Origin of the sequence: Portibacter marinus (assembly GCF_021533195.1) — a bacterium.
In the GTDB taxonomy this organism is placed as follows: Bacteria; Bacteroidota; Bacteroidia; order Chitinophagales; family Saprospiraceae; genus Portibacter; species Portibacter marinus.
Window position 1 is genome coordinate 143,861 of the sequence record NZ_JAJNKB010000002.1, and the last position, 18,244, is coordinate 162,104.

An 18,244-nucleotide genomic window follows, 5' to 3' on the forward strand; every position below is an offset into this window, starting at 1 on the left:
ATAAATATTATAATAAATTGTCAATTGTTTTTAACTATTTATTAACAGATTATATATAACAAATAATCGTAATATGTATTTACTTGACCTTCATTTTTGATTTTAAAGCAGTTAAAAATTTATTTTTTTGTCATATGACGATGACTGCCACTTTGAAATTAATTTTAAAAACTTTTCTTCCTTCCTGTCAAATCTATATTTTTAGATCTTTCAAATGGGGACTAAAATGAATCATCTCATTTTGGTCCATCAAAAGCCACATTAATGAATCCGACCATTATCATATGCGGTGCTGGAGGGATAGGTCGTGCTGCGGCACTCATCCTGGCCTGTAACCCAGCCATGTATCCAAAAGTCTATATTGGCGATATCAATTCTAAATCCCTGGGGGAAGCTATGAGTTGGATCACAGAAGGGAAGAATCGGGAAGTCAGCGTGAAATCTTTTATCATGCCGCTCACTGGTACAAACGAAGAAATAGATGATTTATTTGCCGAAGCAGATGTCATTTTAGACTGTTTACCTGGAAGTGAAGCACCTAGAATTGCAAGGCTAGCTGTAGACTCTAATGCTCACTATGCGAATTTGACAGAATATGTGGATGAAACGAATCAAATCATAGCATTAGCCCAAAGCGCAGATAAAGGGTTTTTACTTCAAACAGGGATTGCTCCTGGCTACGTTAATGTGCTTGGTCTCCATTTATATCAACAATTCCAAGCAAGCTATGGTGTGGACAAGCTGCAGAGTTTGAAAATGCGTGTAGGTGCTCTTTCAGCATCAGCTGGCCCGCCTTCTTACTATGCCTACACCTGGAGTACAATTGGGGTAGCGACCGAATATATGAAGGATACGAGCATTATAAGAGATGGACACAAAAAGTCAGTTTCATCTCTTTCAAACACAGAGCAAATAATCATTAATGGAGAACAATTTGAAGCTGACTATACTTCTGGAGGTTCAGCTAATTTGCCAGGTGCCCTCGAGGGTAAGGTTATGCAACTGGATTATAAAACACTGAGATATCCTGGCCATTACGAATGGGTCAAACGAAATATCGATCAATATAAGACACCAGCTGAGTTAGATGATTTTATGAGGCGTGTTGTTCCCACCGTTGAAAGCGATCGCATTGTCATGTACGCCAGTGCAATGGGTTTTGATAAAAGTGAGGTTTTGAGATGTATCGATAAGTCTTACGACATACCTCCTACACTTATAGGAGGACATACCATTAGAGCCATACAGGCTACTACAGCATCTTCTCTCTGCGAGGCTGCTTACTATTTATTAAGAAATGAAATCCAAGGAGTGGTTCTACAATCTGATATCGATACTAGCGCTTTTTTAAATGGACCATATGTATCTCGTATCTATGGGGAAATATCGTGAAACGGACCATTGACCTCAACTCACTACACCTCCTTTTGGGTTATATCCCAGGTATTCTACTTCTTGTTCTTGAAATACAATGCCGTAAGATGCTAATTCCTGAAGTATAGGTTTGTATACTTCCTTAGCGATTGGAATCTGAACTCCCGTGGAAGTAATTTCACCGTTTAATATTTTTAAGGTCGCTATGGCAACTGGCAGACCAACTGTGGCAGCCATGGCCGTGTAGGTCTGGTCTTCGCCTATTATAACCATATTACTATCAATCTGATGATTGGCACCATTAAGATGATAACCAAACTTATGATACATGACGATCATGTCTTTCTCATTGTCCTGGAGTGTCCATTTTTCCATTAGTATTTTCTGAAGTGCTTGAGCAGGAGTAGCATCGACGATGTCTATTTTCTTTTCTGTATTGAAAATATCTAATTCTAAAAGTTTGTCCCACATCAGATCGTCCTGATCGATTTTCAACGCATAACGGATCTTTAATTCTACAGAATCAGTTGGAGAATAGGGCAAAAATAGGTTGATGAATTCTCTGTAGGTCATTTCTTCCGAATTTGGAATAGCGTATGTATCATCTGTCATGCCCAGCTGGACAAACATGTTCCATGCTTTGCTGAAACCAACTCTACGCATCGTTCCTCTATACAGAGTCAGAATGTCTTCCAGGCCGTAGATCTTGCGATATTTGAGAGAATTTCTATTCGCATAGGCTTCGAATCTACCATAACCTTTGATATCTAAGAATTCCGTTCGCCTAAATAGCCTGTGGTATGGAATGTATTTATAGGTACCTTCCTGAATAAATTCTGCTGCGCCGCCCTGTCCTGCCAGCACCACATTTCTCGGATTCCATGTGAATTTATAGTGCCATAGATTATTATCTGATTCCGGGGCCACCAAACCCCCAGTAAAGGATTCGAACATCAGCATTTTTCCTCCTACATCACGAATCCGGTCGATGACTTGCATCGCGCTCATATGATCTATCCCCGGATCGACCCCGATTTCGTTCATGAAAATAAGTCCCTTCGACTTTACCTCTTGGTCTAAAGCTTGCATTTCGTTACTGACATATGAGGCGGTCACCAGATTTTTATGATACAAAAGACAGTCTTTCGCCACTTCAATGTGAAGACTGGCAGGGAGCATGGAAATGACAATGTCTGCTTCTTGAATGGCACGGGAGCGAAGAGCTTGATTGAATACATCGAATTGAATACCTTTTGCACGTGGATGACCTTTGGTAAATTTGTCAGCGCTTTCTTTGGACAAGTCACCTATGGTGATCTTTAAATCTTCCTTTGACGAATGATCTAATAGGTATTTAATCAAGCTGGTGGCCGATCTTCCGGCTCCAATTAATAGTATGTTTCGCATTGTGGCTTCACGAATTTTATTACGACGAAAGTAATAAAGTTCCGATAACAATTAATAGGCCTCGATAATTTGTAGTAATGACCATCAATTTGAGCCAGATGATACAGAATGGTGCAGGACTCTTTTTCATGAGAGATTTGCTATCTTTCTAAAAAAAAAGAAGCAATGAGCACGAAGCCATCCAGACGTCAATTTATTAAGTCCTCGGCAATTGCAGGAGGTGTATTCTCCATAGTCCCCCGATTTGTTTTGGGCAAGGGTTTTATACCACCTAGCGATAAAATAAATTTGGGTGTCATTGGGCTAGGCAAACAAGGAAACATTTTGGCTAATTTATTTACTCAGAATACTGAAGCACAGATTGTTGCAGGTTCTGATGTGTGGACAGGCAAGCGCAAAGCTTTTGAAGATTATGTCAACGAATTATACGCAGAACATCGTGGCATCTCTAACTACAACGGTGTGGATACCTATCTGGACTATCAGGACATGTTACAACGAAGTGACGTAGATGGGGTAATTATTGCCACACCGGATCACTGGCACGCTATTCAATCTGTGGATGCCATGAACAAAGGTAAAGATGTCTACTGTGAAAAACCGATGACACTTACCATTGCCGGAGGAAAAGACATGGTCGAAGCGGCTAACAGAAATGGGACCATCGTTCAGATAGGAAGCATGCAGCGGTCTTGGGATAGATTTAAAAAGGCACAAGAAGTTGTCAGTTCAGGAAAAATTGGAGAAATAAAGCGTGTATTGGTCAATGTAGGTGATCCAGCTGTTCCTTACGACTTAAATCCACAGCCCATACCTGAGGGCATTGACTGGAACAGATGGTGCGGACCTGCTCCTAAGATTGGTTATCACGACAACATTGCCCCCGCCATAGTCAAAACTTATCCAGATTGGAGGAAATATGAAGAAACCGGCGGCGGTATTTTGGCTGACTGGGGAGCACACATGTTTGATATCGCTCAATGGTGCTTAGACATGGATCATACCGGACCAGTAAAATACATTCCACCTACAGATCCTAAAGCAACTCGAGGCCTCAAAATGATCTATGTCAATGGTGTGGAAATGAATCACGAAGATTTTGGTAGAGGTTGGGGAGTGCGCTTTATAGGTACTGAGGGAATTTTAGATGTGAGTAGGGGATACCTTGAAAGCCTTCCAGCTAACATTTTGAATCCTGAAGGGAAGATTGATCCTATGGAGGCATATAGACACAGATGGAATCACTATCAGGATTGGCTATCTTCTATGAAAACCCGCTCTCAACCTATTTGCCCTGTGGAAGTTGGACATAGAACGGCGACCATCTGCAACATTGCCAACATAACTTATGATTTAGGTCGAACGCTGGAATGGGATCCGGTGAAAGAAGAATTTGTAGGAGACGAAAAGGCGAATGCCATGCAATCGAGAAAACCCAGAGCATATTAATTGGAGCTTGCTTGTCTAGCTATGGCCTGTTTTGCGATTTCGATGTCCTGAGCTACGTAATTTGTGATTTCATTCCAATCGACGAATCCCACTCGATTGGTCCACAGTGGATTTTTGTAATATTTCAGTGCTAATTCCGTGTAGGTTTTCCATTGATTTAGTGCTTTAGATAGCTCTTCTATGGCTTTGGTTTGATATTCAGGACCAACTTCTTCACGGTAAAGTGCCAAAAATGTAGCTCCAGCGATTTTATGAGCATAATACTTGCCCAAATGAGCAACAGCTCTGATATCATTGATGGTGTGCTCCAATTCTTGATCATTGGCGATCTCGATTCCAGCTAGAAGGTTTAAGGCATCTTTTGAAAGGAGATGGAGTTTTTGTGACACCTGCAAAGGTGTAGTCAAAGTTGTTTCTGAATTGGACTTAAGCAAAGTCACATATTCAGGGATGGATAGATTGCCTGATTCAGGATGAGTACTAAGGGTGATGAAACGATTGACGTCATGGAATCCACTTTCAGTTTCCGCTGGTGTAGGATGACTTTTCGAACCTTCAATATACCATTGAAAATCAAGTCTTCCCCAATGAAATCCTGTGGTCACCGGATAGATCATGGATGCACTCTGCCATGCTGTAAATAATACATCCTTGTCAATGGTTGGAAACTTATCACTCATCAAATCCTTCAATCTCTCATTTGAAATCTCAGGATCGTAACTTAGCCTGCCCCACATTAGCCATTGATACCAATGCTTTTTAATCTCTAATTGATTTTCTTCTGTAGGATTTTTAGTAAGAAAATCGCGGCCCCAAACCCATTGGTCTGAACCAAAATAAATACCTTTTGCAACCTCATGCGGAATGTTTTTAATAAATTCTCTGACGAAATCGGGTGCTCCCCAACGAAAATAGTAGGTATCATCATTCCTTAATCCCCAAATGGTCTTCATCCCCTGAATGTCCTCTACAAAGTTTGCTTGCTCGTGATAGGGTTGCGAAGTCGCACTATAAACATGAGCTTTGGCATACTTAAAACAATATAGAAATTCAATATTCTGCTGGTCGATGACTTCCCTAAATTTTTCAGCGATCTCTCTGGCACCGGTCTGGTGTTGTCTGTGAATGAAGGTGAACTTGCGATCAGGCATATCTCTTGCAGCATCAAGAACACCCTGGGCATAAGTATCAAACGCCCAGTCTTCCTTTTGTTCTGGGCTAGCACCTTTCATGTTCTCTCCAGTGGTCAATCCGATTCCGGCAAGATCGGGATAGGTCACAAACATTTGTTTGACACTCTTCCTAAAGTAGTCTTTCGTGATGTCGTTGTCAATTTCTTCCGTGATACCATATTTTTGCTCTGTTCCGTAGTCGAAAATGTTCCAGGTGATGAAATGGAAATCTATATTTCGCTTTCTGCCATAAGCCATCACTTCTCTCCAAAATTTGATTTTATCCTCCATTTTAAGATCGTAGAGTATTTCCGTATCGCCTAAAATTTCTGGACCATCCAGGCCCGGACCATTCAAATCGTACATTTCCTTCCATTGACCGGTTGATCTTAGCACCTGATCAAGTGCAACATTGTCATATCCAGGAACTTTGACCAGGGTAGGAAATGGATGCAGACTCCAAAGAGTTACATAATTGTATCTATATATAGCCAGTTGATCCAGATACTCTTTCCAGAATTCGATATCCCACATATGAGGCATATTCGATTGTGCTGCATCGCTGGCATCTGAATAACTGGGTGTCCTCACATCAAGTGGAATATTAAATTTGGGACCACGCATTTCCATGTAGGGGTTACTACTCGCCTCCCGGATATCTGATATTCCATAAAGCTTAATTTGTTCGGCCAACTCGAGACCTCCATACATTAAACCTGCCTCGTCTTTCGCTGTCAGAATCACTTCTTGATTTATGATTTTAATATCATATCCTTCGGCATTTAAATGTGAAGCACTTGTATCGAGTTTCAACTTTATTTTAGAAGGAGCATTGGGATGATCAGGTTTGCCATTCCTTTTTTCCAGTGATGCATTTATTTGCTCAATGGCAAAATCAACACGATCATCCTGAAATGGATTTACAATCGATACATTATAGACACGGTTGCAAGAAAGTAAGATGAAAGTGGCAAGTACACAAAAGCTAAAGGTATATCTCATTGTGGATTAGAAAGTTTATTCCAATAAATATAAACTTAAAAACTTATTCGATTTCACCCCTTAGATACATAGCGATGGCTTCAGCTTTGTTGTTGACCTGTAAGACCTGATACAGTTTTTTGATATGGCATTTCACTGTATGTTGAGATATATATAAATCTTTTCCGATCGCCTTATAGGTTTTGCCATCTACAAGTCCATTCAGGATTTCTTTTTGCCGCTCGGTAAGAATGGTCGTTTTCTGAAGTTTACCTCCCATTAGATATTGAACGATTTCACGTGCAATGGAAGGAGACATGTATGATCCACCATTGGCCACAACCCTGATGGCTTCAACGATCTCATCAAGGCTGGATTTTTTAGAAAGATAGGAGCAAGCTCCTGAGCAAATTGCTTTCAAAATCATATGCTCTTCTTCGTAAGTAGTGAGCATGATGATGTCTGTATTGGGCAATTTCTCTTTTATCAATGGAATTCCTTCTATACCGGAAAGGCCAGGTAAGCCAATGTCTAAAAGCAAAATGTCCACAGAAAAATCGGGATGCACATTCAAGTGATGAAGAAAGGATTCCATCGAAGCAAAAACTTCCATCACCTCGAATTCTTCATGACGGGCGACAAATTTCATGACATTCTTTCGAATGACGTTATTGTCTTCTATCATTGAAATCTTAACTGCAGCCATACTAGTATTTATTGAATATAGGTTACGTAAGTTAGCTATATTCTATTGTTCTGATTTCTCTAACAAAATTTTTATTTCTGAGAGCGCTACGCTCACCTCCTTTACTTGATTTTCAAGATAGGTTTGTTGAGAACGCAATTTTGCAATTTCAGCTCCTTGCTGTTCAATGATCTCTTGTTGTTCTTTAACTGCTTCGACCAATACCGGTGATAGTCGGCTGTAGTCCACGGATTTATAACCTGCGGAGTCTGTAAGGACCATGGAAGGAAATATCTTTTCGATCTCCTGAGCGATGAAGCCAATTTGATTTACAGAAGTAAAGTTCTTTTCCGGATATTCATCTGTTTTCCAATCATAACTGACTCCTCTAACCGACATTAAGGTATTTAAGCTATTTTTTAGAGGCTGAATGTTTTGTTTGAACCGATAGTCTGAGCTACAGGTTATCTGCGTAACTGTAGCCACGGATGCACCAATGGTACCGCAAACGGTTAAGTGTCCACCTATCGTAGCATCATTCGTTATAATTGCATCATTACCAATTTCAACATTCTTCTTTATCCACATGTTTCCATCATCAGAGAATCTAAAAAGATCGTTACTATTGGTTAATGTGCCATTTGCACCTCCTCTGAAAACAAGATCTGGCGTACCATCCATTAGCATTTCGAAGTCAAAGCCAGCACCGTTGCGTTCAAGTCTCAAAGTAGGAGTCTGGGTTGCAGCTAATGTGAGCTGTTTAGATGGATTTATCGTGCCAATGCCCACATTACCTCCTAAAATGACGGCTTCAGATGAATTATAGTTGAGATAGATCTTACCATTAACATCGATTGTATTGCCATCTAGTAACATGGTTCTTTGATCGTCATTAATTTGCAATCCAGCAGTAATTCCGTCATTTTCTTTCCCATTGATTACCAATCTTTTTGAATCAAACTCTCCAAAAATAAGTGGACTTGAAGTAGAGGAATTAGCGATGTATAACTTTTCAGAGCCCATTTCATTTTTTCCGGCTTCGAAGCCTATAAAGATATTTCCACTGCCATTAACATTAAGACTGCCTGCCTCATATCCTATCCCAATGTTGTTACTTCCTTTGTTTTTCCACATAGACAAAGAGCCAATCGCGAGATTATTACTTCCATTGACTATATTGCCTAAAGCCAGTTGCCCAATTGCCAAATTATGATTTCCATCAACATTTCTCAAGAGTGATTGATCCCCAACAGCAAGATTGCTTATGCCTGAAACATTGGAATTGAGTGAATAGAATCCTAGAGCGAGATTGTTTATGCCGCTACCATTATTATATAGACTTTCTTGCCCAATTGCCAAATTTTTAGAGCCACTGACGTTGTTTTTCAATGCGGATTGTCCGATAGCAAGATTATATTGTTGCTGATTATTGTACAATGATGAATCACCGATCGCAATGTTGTATGAACTGAGTGTATTTGAATTCAAGCTTTCATTTCCTATGGCTATGTTAAAGTCTCCTACAGTATTTGAATAGGCTGCCTTTTCACCTATGGCAATGTTTTTGGTTCCTGAAATATTTTCATGTAGTGCTGATCTTCCTATTGAAATCAACTTGTTACCGCTAGTATTTTTATAAAGAGATTCATACCCAATACCGATATTATCAGACCCTTCATTCACTTTTAACGAAGACAATCCTATCGCAATATTACTGCTCCCTATTCCTTGGGTCATCGCCTCCTCTCCTATGGCAATATTTCCACCACCTCCATGCATTGTCAGAGTAGATCTTCCTATACCAATATTCCAGTTGGCTGCACAGTCTTTTCCCGCATTTCTACCTATGTAAAAACTACTGACATCGTCAGAAAAGCCTAGGTTGAGGCTATTGTATTGCGTTTTTTGGAAATAGAAAGTATCGTTGCCTAGTGTGGCATGTTCGACATTCATACTGATTTTCGACTGCCCCATTGCAACATTGACATAAACAAAAAGAGCTACTATAGAAAGCGTTAATTTAATTTTCATGTTTAGGATTTTGTGATTCTAGACTTGTTTCAAAAATACAAGAAGGGTGAATGGTCTCCTATAACCCGATTGGGTTGTTTTGCTTGATTTTAGGTCAATGTTGCCATCTCTCAAAAAAATATCATAAATTCCATGGATTAATCATTTAAAGTTTGTCTAAATTTTTTTTACTCACATTACTATTGTTGCTAGGGGTACACTGTACTTTTCTATTGGCTCAAGAAACTAGCCCAATTGAAATTCCATTACGATATGATGTCAGCTTGGTCTCTCCAGCAGAATTGTCTTCCTTCACAACCATCCAAAATACTATGCAGGACAGCCTCGGCTTCTTATGGATCGGTACAAACGAAGGGCTTCATTGTCTGGACGGCAAAGATATAATCACCTATAACACAAGCCAGAATACAGGGAAAATCGGTGTAGTCTCAAAGGGTGAGGGTTTTTTTCGAACCTCTTTAGGCAAGCATAACATCTTGTGGATCATGGAGAATACTTCGGGAGACATTATAGGTTTCGATGTGATTAAAAGGAAAGAAGTCCGCAGAATTCAAATGCAGGATTACAGTTTTGGTGGCTTGCAAACTTTAGAGAATGCCGAGACCTACTTCGTCTATACCGATACCCTAGAAGTCACCTGGTTAGCGTGTCTCACATGCAATGATGCGCCCAGAAAAAAGTTATTGGAAGACAAGACGGTTACCAATTATGTGGCTTTTCGAAATGAACATTGGATTCATGCTTCGTCTGTGTTTTATCAATATAGTGAAGATGGAGAATTAATTAAAGCGTACACAGATTTGGAGGATCACTACCTTAATTGGACATATGGGGATTCATTAAGTTTTTATAAATTTTTAAAAACTGATCCTAAAGTTTATGATCCGGATTTACAAAAAATAGTTCGAGATTTTATGGTACCTCAGAAATTCAAAGACAACAGTTACCATCATTTTGTCAAAGGAAATGAAGTGTGGCTCACAGACTTACATCACGATTTCTATATATGGAATCGTGAAGATGATAATTTGCAAAATTATACTGACCAAATTAGTGAGCTACTTAAGAACAGCGCATATGCTGGCTTATCTGGCGACTTTAGGTACGAGTTAGAATTAGACGATGGCTCTATATTGTATTCTAAATTCAATAGCCTGATTCGTTTTACCAGGAAGAAAGTGAATGACGAATTATACCGAGAGTCTTTATACTCTAATCAAGCCATCACGAGTATGAGGGGATTGGCCGAAGACGAAAGAGGCAGTATTTATGCAGCTTATTATACTGGTGTGGATGTCAAAAATAAAAATGAGACTGTATTTCGTCCATTTAAAGATACCCGCACAGGACCAAGGGAAGCTGAACGAACGTATTCATTAACATATTGGACAAACAAGTTAATCTGGGATTTTGCAGTTTTCGACTTGGCAACAGGAGATCAATCTCATATCATGAAGGATGTTTATGGCCAGCATGTTAACCATGCTATCGAGTCAGATACATTGTGGTTGTATGAATGGTATGCTAATACACTCGTGAAATATAATGCCAATGGGACATACGAGTTGGTCACTGATAGTTTGATTTCTGAACCGCCAGTCGTTTCGGACATGAAAGTAGATGTGGAAAGCAGGCATCTCTGGTTTGCTACCCAGTATTATGGCATCATGATATTTTCTAAAGATGGCCAATTAGTGAAACAATATGATTTGAGTGCACTTGGCTTGCCAGCTATGAAGAATAATATATATTTCCTGGAGTTTGAGGGTGACTCTCTGTGGTTTGGTACCGAGCTTGGAATTGGTTTGCTGGATCTGAAATCTCAGAAGGTAGCTTTATTTAAAAATCCAACTGCCAGTCAGACCGGAAGTGAAACTTTACGTAAGATGTATTCGATGCTGAAAGATGTTGAAGGGAATTTTTACCTGGGAACAGATCATGGTATTTGTTACTTTGATAAGAAAAACTTGCGATTTAAAAACTTAATACCGAGACATCCCTTAGCGAATATTGAGTTTAATAGAAATTCAACGCTTAAGGCATCAAATGGCAAGTATTATTTCGGAAGTATAGATGGGCTTTATGCTTTTAGACCTGATCAACTCAAATTTGAAGATAATTTAGAGGTACCTAAGCCGTTCTTATCATCAGCTGTTATTTACAATAGGAATGAGTCTGAACCCAGGATTTTTGGCGAAGAATTGAATGAAAGGGGACAAATTGACTTAAAGGCTTCTGACACCGATTTAATATTAACCATAGGAGCACCTTCATTTGAACACGAAGTTTTTTACAGGTATAAAATTCCTGGTGTTAAAAATGAATGGAGTAATTATTCGAGTGATAACAAACTGGAATTCATTTCATTCCCTAGTGGGAAGTATGATGTCAATGTTAGAACATATTTAAAACCTGAAAGTGAAAATTTCGAGGAAGTAACATTTGAGATTTGGAAACCTGAAGTATGGTATAAAAGATTATGGGCTCAAATGCTCTTTTTGCTATTGATTGGAGCCTTGGTATATTATTTTGTTAGCGCCAAATATGTTCGCGAGATTAATAAAAGAAAAGCTGATGAACAGTTACGAACCAAATTGTCCAGTGATCTTCATGATGATGTTGGAACCTTGCTTTCCGGAGTGGCTCTACAATCAGAATTTATGTCTTACGAAGTAGATGCTGCTCATAAGGATGGTATGAATGAGATTAGTGCAATGAGTCGTGAGGCCATGGAAAGAATGAGAGATATCGTGTGGGCAATGGATTCGAGAAAGGATAAGTTTGCAAATCTCATAGACCGAATGAGGGCTTACGCTGAAAGGAACTTATCTAAAAAGGAGATTGAATGTAGATTTACAGTGGAAGGCATCGAAAAAAACGGACAAATTAATCCTGAAGCAAGACAAAACATATATTTGATATTCAAGGAATCCATAACAAATGTGATTAGGCACTCTAATGCTGACATGGTGAAGGTTTATTTTGGGAAAATAGGGAGAAATCTCACGCTGAGAGTAGAGGATAATGGGTCAAATGTCGAGCTATCACCAACGGATGGTGCAGGTCTATCGAACATCAAAATGCGCGCTGAACGAATTGGAGGTTTTGTAGAATTTTCAAACAATGAGGGTTTTAGAATGAAGTTGCAAGTGCCAGAAAACATTTAAATCATACACTATTCATTTGCTCATGAAAGGTAATTTTGAAAGATCCATAGGACCATGCCGTAAAGAGCGTTTATTTGATTCCAATTTTATGATTTCCAACAAATTACAGTAACTTCCGGTTTCGTTGGTTTCTACTGTAGTATCGCAGATATAAGCTGGCAAGATTATTAAATCACTAGCCAATATCCATATCATGACCACGTACAATTTCTTAGTAGAATCCAAGAAGCCCTTCTCAGAAAGTGTCATTTGGCAAATGAATAGAGAATTTTACCAACAAGCCGGAATTGCAGCTTGGAGCGAGAACATTGTGCCCCACCAAATGACCAGTAATTCTTTAGTTGGTAAAACCTATGCGGAGTTAATTTTTGCATTTTTAAAAGATTTAAATAAGAAGAAAGGCAGTCAGGAAATAGTCTACATTCTTGAACTGGGAGCAGGTCATGGACGCCTCGCTTTTCATGTGCTAAAACACTTAGAAGCACTGGAAAAATTGTCGAATGAAAGAATCCTGAAATACTGTTATGTACTTAGCGACATTGTAGAAGAGAACTTATCTTTTTTCCTTAATCATCCTCAATTCGAAAAGTACTACAAGGCTGGTAAAATAGATGTAAGTTATTTTGATGCTGTGAACGGGGATAGATTAGAGCTTCGTTATTCTGGAATTTCTATTCATCCTCAGAGCCTGAGCCAACCCATCATTGCCATCGCTAATTACTTTTTTGATTCGATTCCAACTGATCTTTTTTATATCAAAGACAAGGTAATATCTAAGTGCTCATTGTCTATACAGTCAAACATTGACCCCCAAAAAATCAGGAAAGAAGGTCGATTTAAAGAAATGGAAATGACTTACCATAAGGAAATAGTCAATGAAACCGTCTATGAAGATCATAGGCTCAATGAAATACTGAATGCTTATAAATTCTTATTATCAGATACCCACTTGTTCTTTCCTCAAAAGTCTATCCAATGCCTGGACAACCTGAAGTCTCTTTCCAGCGCAGGGCTAATGTTGCTGACAATGGATAAGGGATATCATCAAACCACAAGATTGGATCATAAAAGTTCACCCGATATAGTAGCTCATGGAAGTTTCTCGCTTTGGGTCAACTATCATGCCTTGGGTGCATATTGCGCACAGGAAGGCGGAATGAGTTTGTTTCCCTCCTTTTCAAATTTTCACTTAGAGCTAGGATGTCTTTTATTCGGATCCAAAAGTGATCCTTTTTTTGAAACCAAGGCTGCATATGAAAAGTTTGTCAATAATTTTGGGCCAGACGACTTTATGACTATTAAAAAGCTTGCGTATACCCATATTGCGACTTTGAATCTTAAGGAATTAATCGCCCTGTTTCGTTTAAGCGCTTATGATTCTAGCTTCTTTATCAAACTCTTACCCAGGGTGAAACAACTTTCACTTTCTTTAACATTGGAAGAAAAGGAAAGACTGGTGGAGACTTTGAATGCCATCTGGAATATGTACTTTCACATCAATGAAAGCTTTGATCTTGCTTTCGAACTTGGTGGAATTTTTTATGACGTTGGACACTACTCGAACGCCCTTGAATTGTTCCAATATTCCATAGTTCATTACGGAGACAAGGTTGATAGTTACCACAATCAAGCACTTTGTTTCTATCAATTACGGGAAGATGATGCCTTTTTAAAGACAGTAAATCATGGAATAACTCTTTTCCCTGAAAACATTGCACTTAGCAAATTACTTGACTTAGAAATTTAATACCTTGGCACTACAAGATGGAATTAAGAACGGTCAATGTTATCAGATATGTCACTCCGCTTAGAGAAGGAGGATCATTACCTGCAATCGTCGAAGCAGACGATGGGTTTTTATATGTTTTAAAGTTCAGAGGAGCAGGACAAGGGCGAAAGGCACTCATATCAGAAATAATAGGAGGAGAGTTAGCTCGGTCTATGGGTTTGCGTGTGCCAGAAATAGTATTTATGAATTTGGATGATTCCTTTGCGCAAACGGAACCCGACGAAGAGATTCAGGACTTGCTGCGATTTAGTGTGGGACTGAACCTGGGGCTTCATTATCTCTCAGGCAGTTTAACTTTTGATCCTCTTGCAACTGAAGTGGATGCTTTAGAAGCTTCACTAATCGTCCTTCTGGATTCAATAATCACCAACATAGACCGAACTGTTAAGAATACCAACCTCCTTTACTGGAATAGGGAAATTTGGCTAATTGACCATGGTGCGAGTCTATATTTTCATCATAACTGGGATTCATGGGAGGATCATCGTCAGAGAACTTTTCCGCTGGTAAAGGATCATGTGTTACTTAGCAGAGCATTGGCTTTGGACCAGGCAGCCTCTATGATTAAAGAGACTGTTACAGTGGAGAATATTAGGGAAATTATCGCACTCGTGCCTGATGATTTTCTAGCAGATGGCGAAGAGCGATCGGTTTATGAAAAAGTCTTGTTGGCCAGGCTTCAGAATCTAGACGCATTGGTGGAAGAAGCGAAAAAAGCGAGTTATGGAAGTATTTGAATATTCCATTATAAGATATGTGCCTCAAGTAGAACGTGAGGAGTTTATTAATATAGGGGTGATTGTATTTTCTAAAAGATTTCAGTTTCTTGATGTCAAATATCAGGTGGATACCCATAAGGTATCGGTTATAGGGGAAGAAGAGCACTTACCCCTCATTTCAAATTACATGAACTCATGGAAGCTGATTTGTAAGGGAGATGAGTCGGGTGGTTCAATTGCCAGACAGGATATCGCATATCGCTTTAGATGGTTGGTAGCAGCTCGGTCAACCATTATTCAGGCATCCAGGCCGCACCCCGGAAGGTGTAACGATCCTGCTAAAGTTCTTGAAGACCTGTTCAGCAAATATGTCAAGTAAGGTCACTAAGGCTTCGCATGTACTGCTTATCATTGTGATCGCGCAGTTTCTTTGTACCTCTCTTTGGTTTGCAGGAAATGCCATTGTAGATGACCTCATCACACAGCATGGATTTGCTTCCAATGCTGTCAGTCATCTGACCTCGGCGATACAATTGGGTTTTATTGTAGGTACTTTAGGTTATGCCCTATTGAATATTGCAGACCGGTACTCTCCTTCTATCGTATTTCTGGTGAGCGCTTTTCTGGCAGCAGTCTGGAACATCATGTTGACTTTAGAAGTATTGAGCTTTGAATTGGCTTTAACTTCACGATTTTTTACAGGTATCTTCCTTGCTGGGATTTATCCCGTGGGCATGAAGATCGCTGCAGACTATTTCGACAAGACGTTGGGGAAGTCATTGGGTTTGTTGGTTGGTGCATTGGTGGTGGGCACCGCACTTCCTCATTTGATTAAGAGCAACCTCGGCAATTTGCCATATAGGTTTGTGATTTACGCTGTTACGACGTGCGCCATTACAGGTGGCTTGATGATCGGAATTTTCATTGCGGATGGGCCCTTTAGAAGACCTAGTCAAAAAGTAAATTTAGGACTAACTTTCGCTGCCTTCAAGAAAGCTGAATTTAAGAGTGCCGCATTCGGTTATTTTGGACATATGTGGGAACTGTATTCTTATTATGCTTTTCTGCCGGCCATACTAGTTTACTGGTCTGCCATCCATGATGTGACCATCAATATTTCGTTTTGGAGCTTTGTTTTAATTGCTTTAGGAGGATTGGGTTGTGCGATTTCTGGATTTTTAAGTAATATTTTCCAACCTCAAAAACTGGCCACATTTGCCTTAACAGTGTCGGGGCTGATTTGCTTGTTGACACCCTTACTTTTTGGGATTTCTATGCCAATGGTTTTCTTGGGACTTATGTTCATATGGGGCACAACTGTAGCTGCAGATTCCCCGATGTTCAGTACTCTTGTGGCTCAAAACGCCATTCCAGAACTCAAAGGAACAGCCCTGACCATTGTAAATTGCATTGGTTTTGCACTGACTATTGTCAGTATACAGTTGCTCAATTGGCTGAGTAATTATATTCCTTTTCCATTTCTTTTTGTTGTGCTTGGCATCGGGCCGATCTTTGGTTTAATAAGTTTATGGCGTAAAAGAACCAGCTAGAAAGGGGGTACAAAAAGGGGACATTACAAATAAAAGGCCATTTTACCTTCAATGCGGATGTAAAAAAGCTAGCTTTATTAAATGAAGTTTGGCACTCTTTTATGTTTCGTGGTTATTTACATGTTTGCGAACAAGGCATGTGCTCAAGGTCAGTATGCAGTATTGGATAGTCTTATTTGGCATTATTACGATGGCCGATTTGAAAATGCAGAGAAATGCATTGCTAAGCTACGTGTTCTGATAGACTCATCCGCAGAACTTGGGTACGAGTGGGGTGAAGTGAAGGGCAGACTTTTGCTGGCGGAAACTTATCAGGTCGCAGGAGAGATAGATAGTGTAATATTTTATGCCAATGAGGGAATTGCGCTTTCTGAAGAGTATGGACTGAAAAAGCAGACTGCAATCGGGTATAGTTTTAGGGGTCGAAGTTGCCAGGATGCCGGATCTTATGCTAAAGCAAACATTGACCTACAAAAATCCCTGAAACTATTTCAGGAAATTCAGGATACGTTTAATATTTACTATACCCATCTAGACATCGGTTGGCTCAACATGCTCTCTGATGAATTGGATTCAGCATTGGTCCACTCACTAAAATTCTTGAATTATGCTGAAGAAATAAAGGATACATCTCTTCTGGGAGTGGCTTATAATAATATGGGAACCATTCATAAGAAGTTGAGGAATTATGAAAAAGCGGAGTCATTCTATGAGCAGGGCTTGCAACTGATGAATGGAACAAAAGATAGTGAATATCAGCATTCCGCCTTCTATAATAATCTGGGACTGCTGTATAAGGCTCAAGATAATTTTAAGGAAGCGCTGATTCAGTTCGCAAAGTTAGAAGAAATCAGCACCCATTTCGGAGATGAGCGGGGTGTGCTCAATTCATGTATTAATAGGGGAAGTGTGCTGAACGTCATGGAGCGATACCGAGATGCTGAAGAATCACTGAGAAAGGCTCTGGAGCTGGCAAAGAAGTTAGGTATGCGACACAATCTTCCTGATATCAATAATCAGTTGGCTAAAAGCTTGATTGGTCAAGGGAAATTGGGCGACATTCAAAACTTAATTGATCAAGCCTTACGGTTGTCCCGTGAGATAGGGCTTCCAGAGCGAGCAATGGAAAGCTATGAAGTCCTGCGTGATTATCACTTGAAAATGGGAAATGATCAGAAGGTGATCCAAGCCATGGACAAGGTGCAGGTTTTAAAAGATAGTCTTTATGAGTCGCAAAGGGTTCGTCAGGTCAATGAACTTCAAGAAAAATATGAGGCGCAACGACGTGATTCCAAAATTCAAGCTTTAGAGTCTGAGGCCGAGTATGTGCAAAAAAGAAATAGAATGTGGCTGATATTATTTGGAGTGGTTGTGGCTTTTGTATTGGTTTCAGGATTTCTGCTTATTCGATATTATCGAGAGAGAAAAGTTTTATTGGAGACGGAGTTGGCACTGGAAGAAACCAAAAAGGAAATGGCAGAATCAGCTTTGGCTTCCAAGTCTCGGGAGTTGAGTGCCAATGTCTTACAACTGATTAAGAAAAATCAGTTCTTAGTAGAGCATAGAGACGATCTCAAAGAATTAGAAAAATTGAGTTCGGCGGAAATGGCTGATTTGCTAAAACGTCAGATTCATAAAGTTGACGTAGCACTGGGAGATGACGAGTTCTGGCGAATATTCACGAAAGAATTTAAATCTGTACATGGTGGATTCTTACAAAAGCTTAGGGCAAATGATCAGCCTTTAAGTAAGTCTGAGCTGAGAATGGTAGCCTTGTTAAAGATGAACTTAAGCTCCAAAGAAATCGCCAATATTCTAAATATCACCAGCGAGGGGGTGAAAAAGGCGAGACAAAGATTAAGGAAAAAATTAGAGATTGATTCATCAGTCACTTTACAGGAATATCTAATAAATCTATGA

12 protein-coding genes are annotated in these 18,244 nt (G+C 39.6%); 8 read left to right on the top strand and 4 right to left on the bottom strand.

Features of this window, described 5'->3' with window-relative positions; all coding sequences use genetic code 11:
• Positions 1–264: 264 nt before the first annotated feature.
• Positions 265–1,392, top strand: a complete 1,128-nt coding sequence (locus L2567_RS04770; protein ID WP_235296586.1) for a saccharopine dehydrogenase family protein — start codon at positions 265–267, stop codon at positions 1,390–1,392.
• Positions 1,393–1,407: 15 nt separating this feature from the next.
• Here the strand turns inward: L2567_RS04770 and L2567_RS04775 are convergent, their stop codons facing one another.
• Positions 1,408–2,781, bottom strand: coding sequence for a saccharopine dehydrogenase family protein (locus L2567_RS04775; RefSeq protein WP_235296587.1), 1,374 nt, complete (start codon positions 2,779–2,781; stop codon positions 1,408–1,410).
• Between the two features lie 165 nt (positions 2,782–2,946).
• Between L2567_RS04775 and L2567_RS04780 the strand changes: the two genes are divergently transcribed.
• Positions 2,947–4,230 carry a Gfo/Idh/MocA family protein gene (locus tag L2567_RS04780; RefSeq protein ID WP_235296588.1) on the top strand — a complete coding sequence of 428 codons (1,284 nt, stop codon included), beginning with the start codon at positions 2,947–2,949 and terminating at the stop codon, positions 4,228–4,230.
• Here the strand turns inward: L2567_RS04780 and L2567_RS04785 are convergent.
• The 3 genes from L2567_RS04785 to L2567_RS04795 are packed head-to-tail and all read right to left on the bottom strand — an operon-like array spanning position 4,227 to position 9,099.
• Complete coding sequence (locus L2567_RS04785) at positions 4,227–6,404, bottom strand: glycoside hydrolase family 20 zincin-like fold domain-containing protein (protein ID WP_235296589.1); 2,178 nt, start codon at positions 6,402–6,404, stop codon at positions 4,227–4,229. The genes L2567_RS04780 and L2567_RS04785 overlap by 4 nt on opposite strands.
• A gap of 43 nt (positions 6,405–6,447) precedes the next feature.
• Positions 6,448–7,089 carry a response regulator gene (locus L2567_RS04790; RefSeq protein WP_235296590.1) on the bottom strand — a complete coding sequence of 214 codons (642 nt, stop codon included), beginning with the start codon at positions 7,087–7,089 and terminating at the stop codon, positions 6,448–6,450.
• Positions 7,090–7,131: 42 nt separating this feature from the next.
• The gene (locus L2567_RS04795) at positions 7,132–9,099 is read right to left on the bottom strand and encodes a tail fiber domain-containing protein (protein WP_235296591.1); all 1,968 of its coding nucleotides are present in this window, start codon (positions 9,097–9,099) and stop codon (positions 7,132–7,134) included.
• Between the two features lie 152 nt (positions 9,100–9,251).
• Between L2567_RS04795 and L2567_RS04800 the strand changes: the two genes are divergently transcribed.
• The 6 genes from L2567_RS04800 (at position 9,252) to L2567_RS04825 (ending at position 18,244) form a co-directional block, all read left to right on the top strand.
• Entirely contained in the window at positions 9,252–12,266 is a 3,015-nt protein-coding gene (locus L2567_RS04800) for a sensor histidine kinase (protein ID WP_235296593.1), read from the top strand.
• A gap of 193 nt (positions 12,267–12,459) precedes the next feature.
• Positions 12,460–14,013, top strand: a complete 1,554-nt coding sequence (locus L2567_RS04805) for an SAM-dependent methyltransferase (RefSeq protein ID WP_235296594.1) — start codon at positions 12,460–12,462, stop codon at positions 14,011–14,013.
• Positions 14,014–14,030: 17 nt separating this feature from the next.
• The gene (locus L2567_RS04810; RefSeq protein WP_235296596.1) at positions 14,031–14,792 is read left to right on the top strand and encodes a HipA family kinase; all 762 of its coding nucleotides are present in this window, start codon (positions 14,031–14,033) and stop codon (positions 14,790–14,792) included.
• The gene (locus L2567_RS04815) at positions 14,779–15,153 is read left to right on the top strand and encodes a DUF3037 domain-containing protein (protein ID WP_235296597.1); all 375 of its coding nucleotides are present in this window, start codon (positions 14,779–14,781) and stop codon (positions 15,151–15,153) included. Before L2567_RS04810 ends, L2567_RS04815 begins: the two co-directional genes overlap by 14 nt.
• Positions 15,143–16,324, top strand: coding sequence for an MFS transporter (locus L2567_RS04820; protein ID WP_235296598.1), 1,182 nt, complete (start codon positions 15,143–15,145; stop codon positions 16,322–16,324). Before L2567_RS04815 ends, L2567_RS04820 begins: the two co-directional genes overlap by 11 nt.
• Before the next feature lie 81 nt (positions 16,325–16,405).
• A complete protein-coding gene (locus L2567_RS04825; RefSeq protein ID WP_235296599.1) occupies positions 16,406–18,244 on the top strand; it encodes a tetratricopeptide repeat protein in 1,839 nt (612 codons plus the stop codon).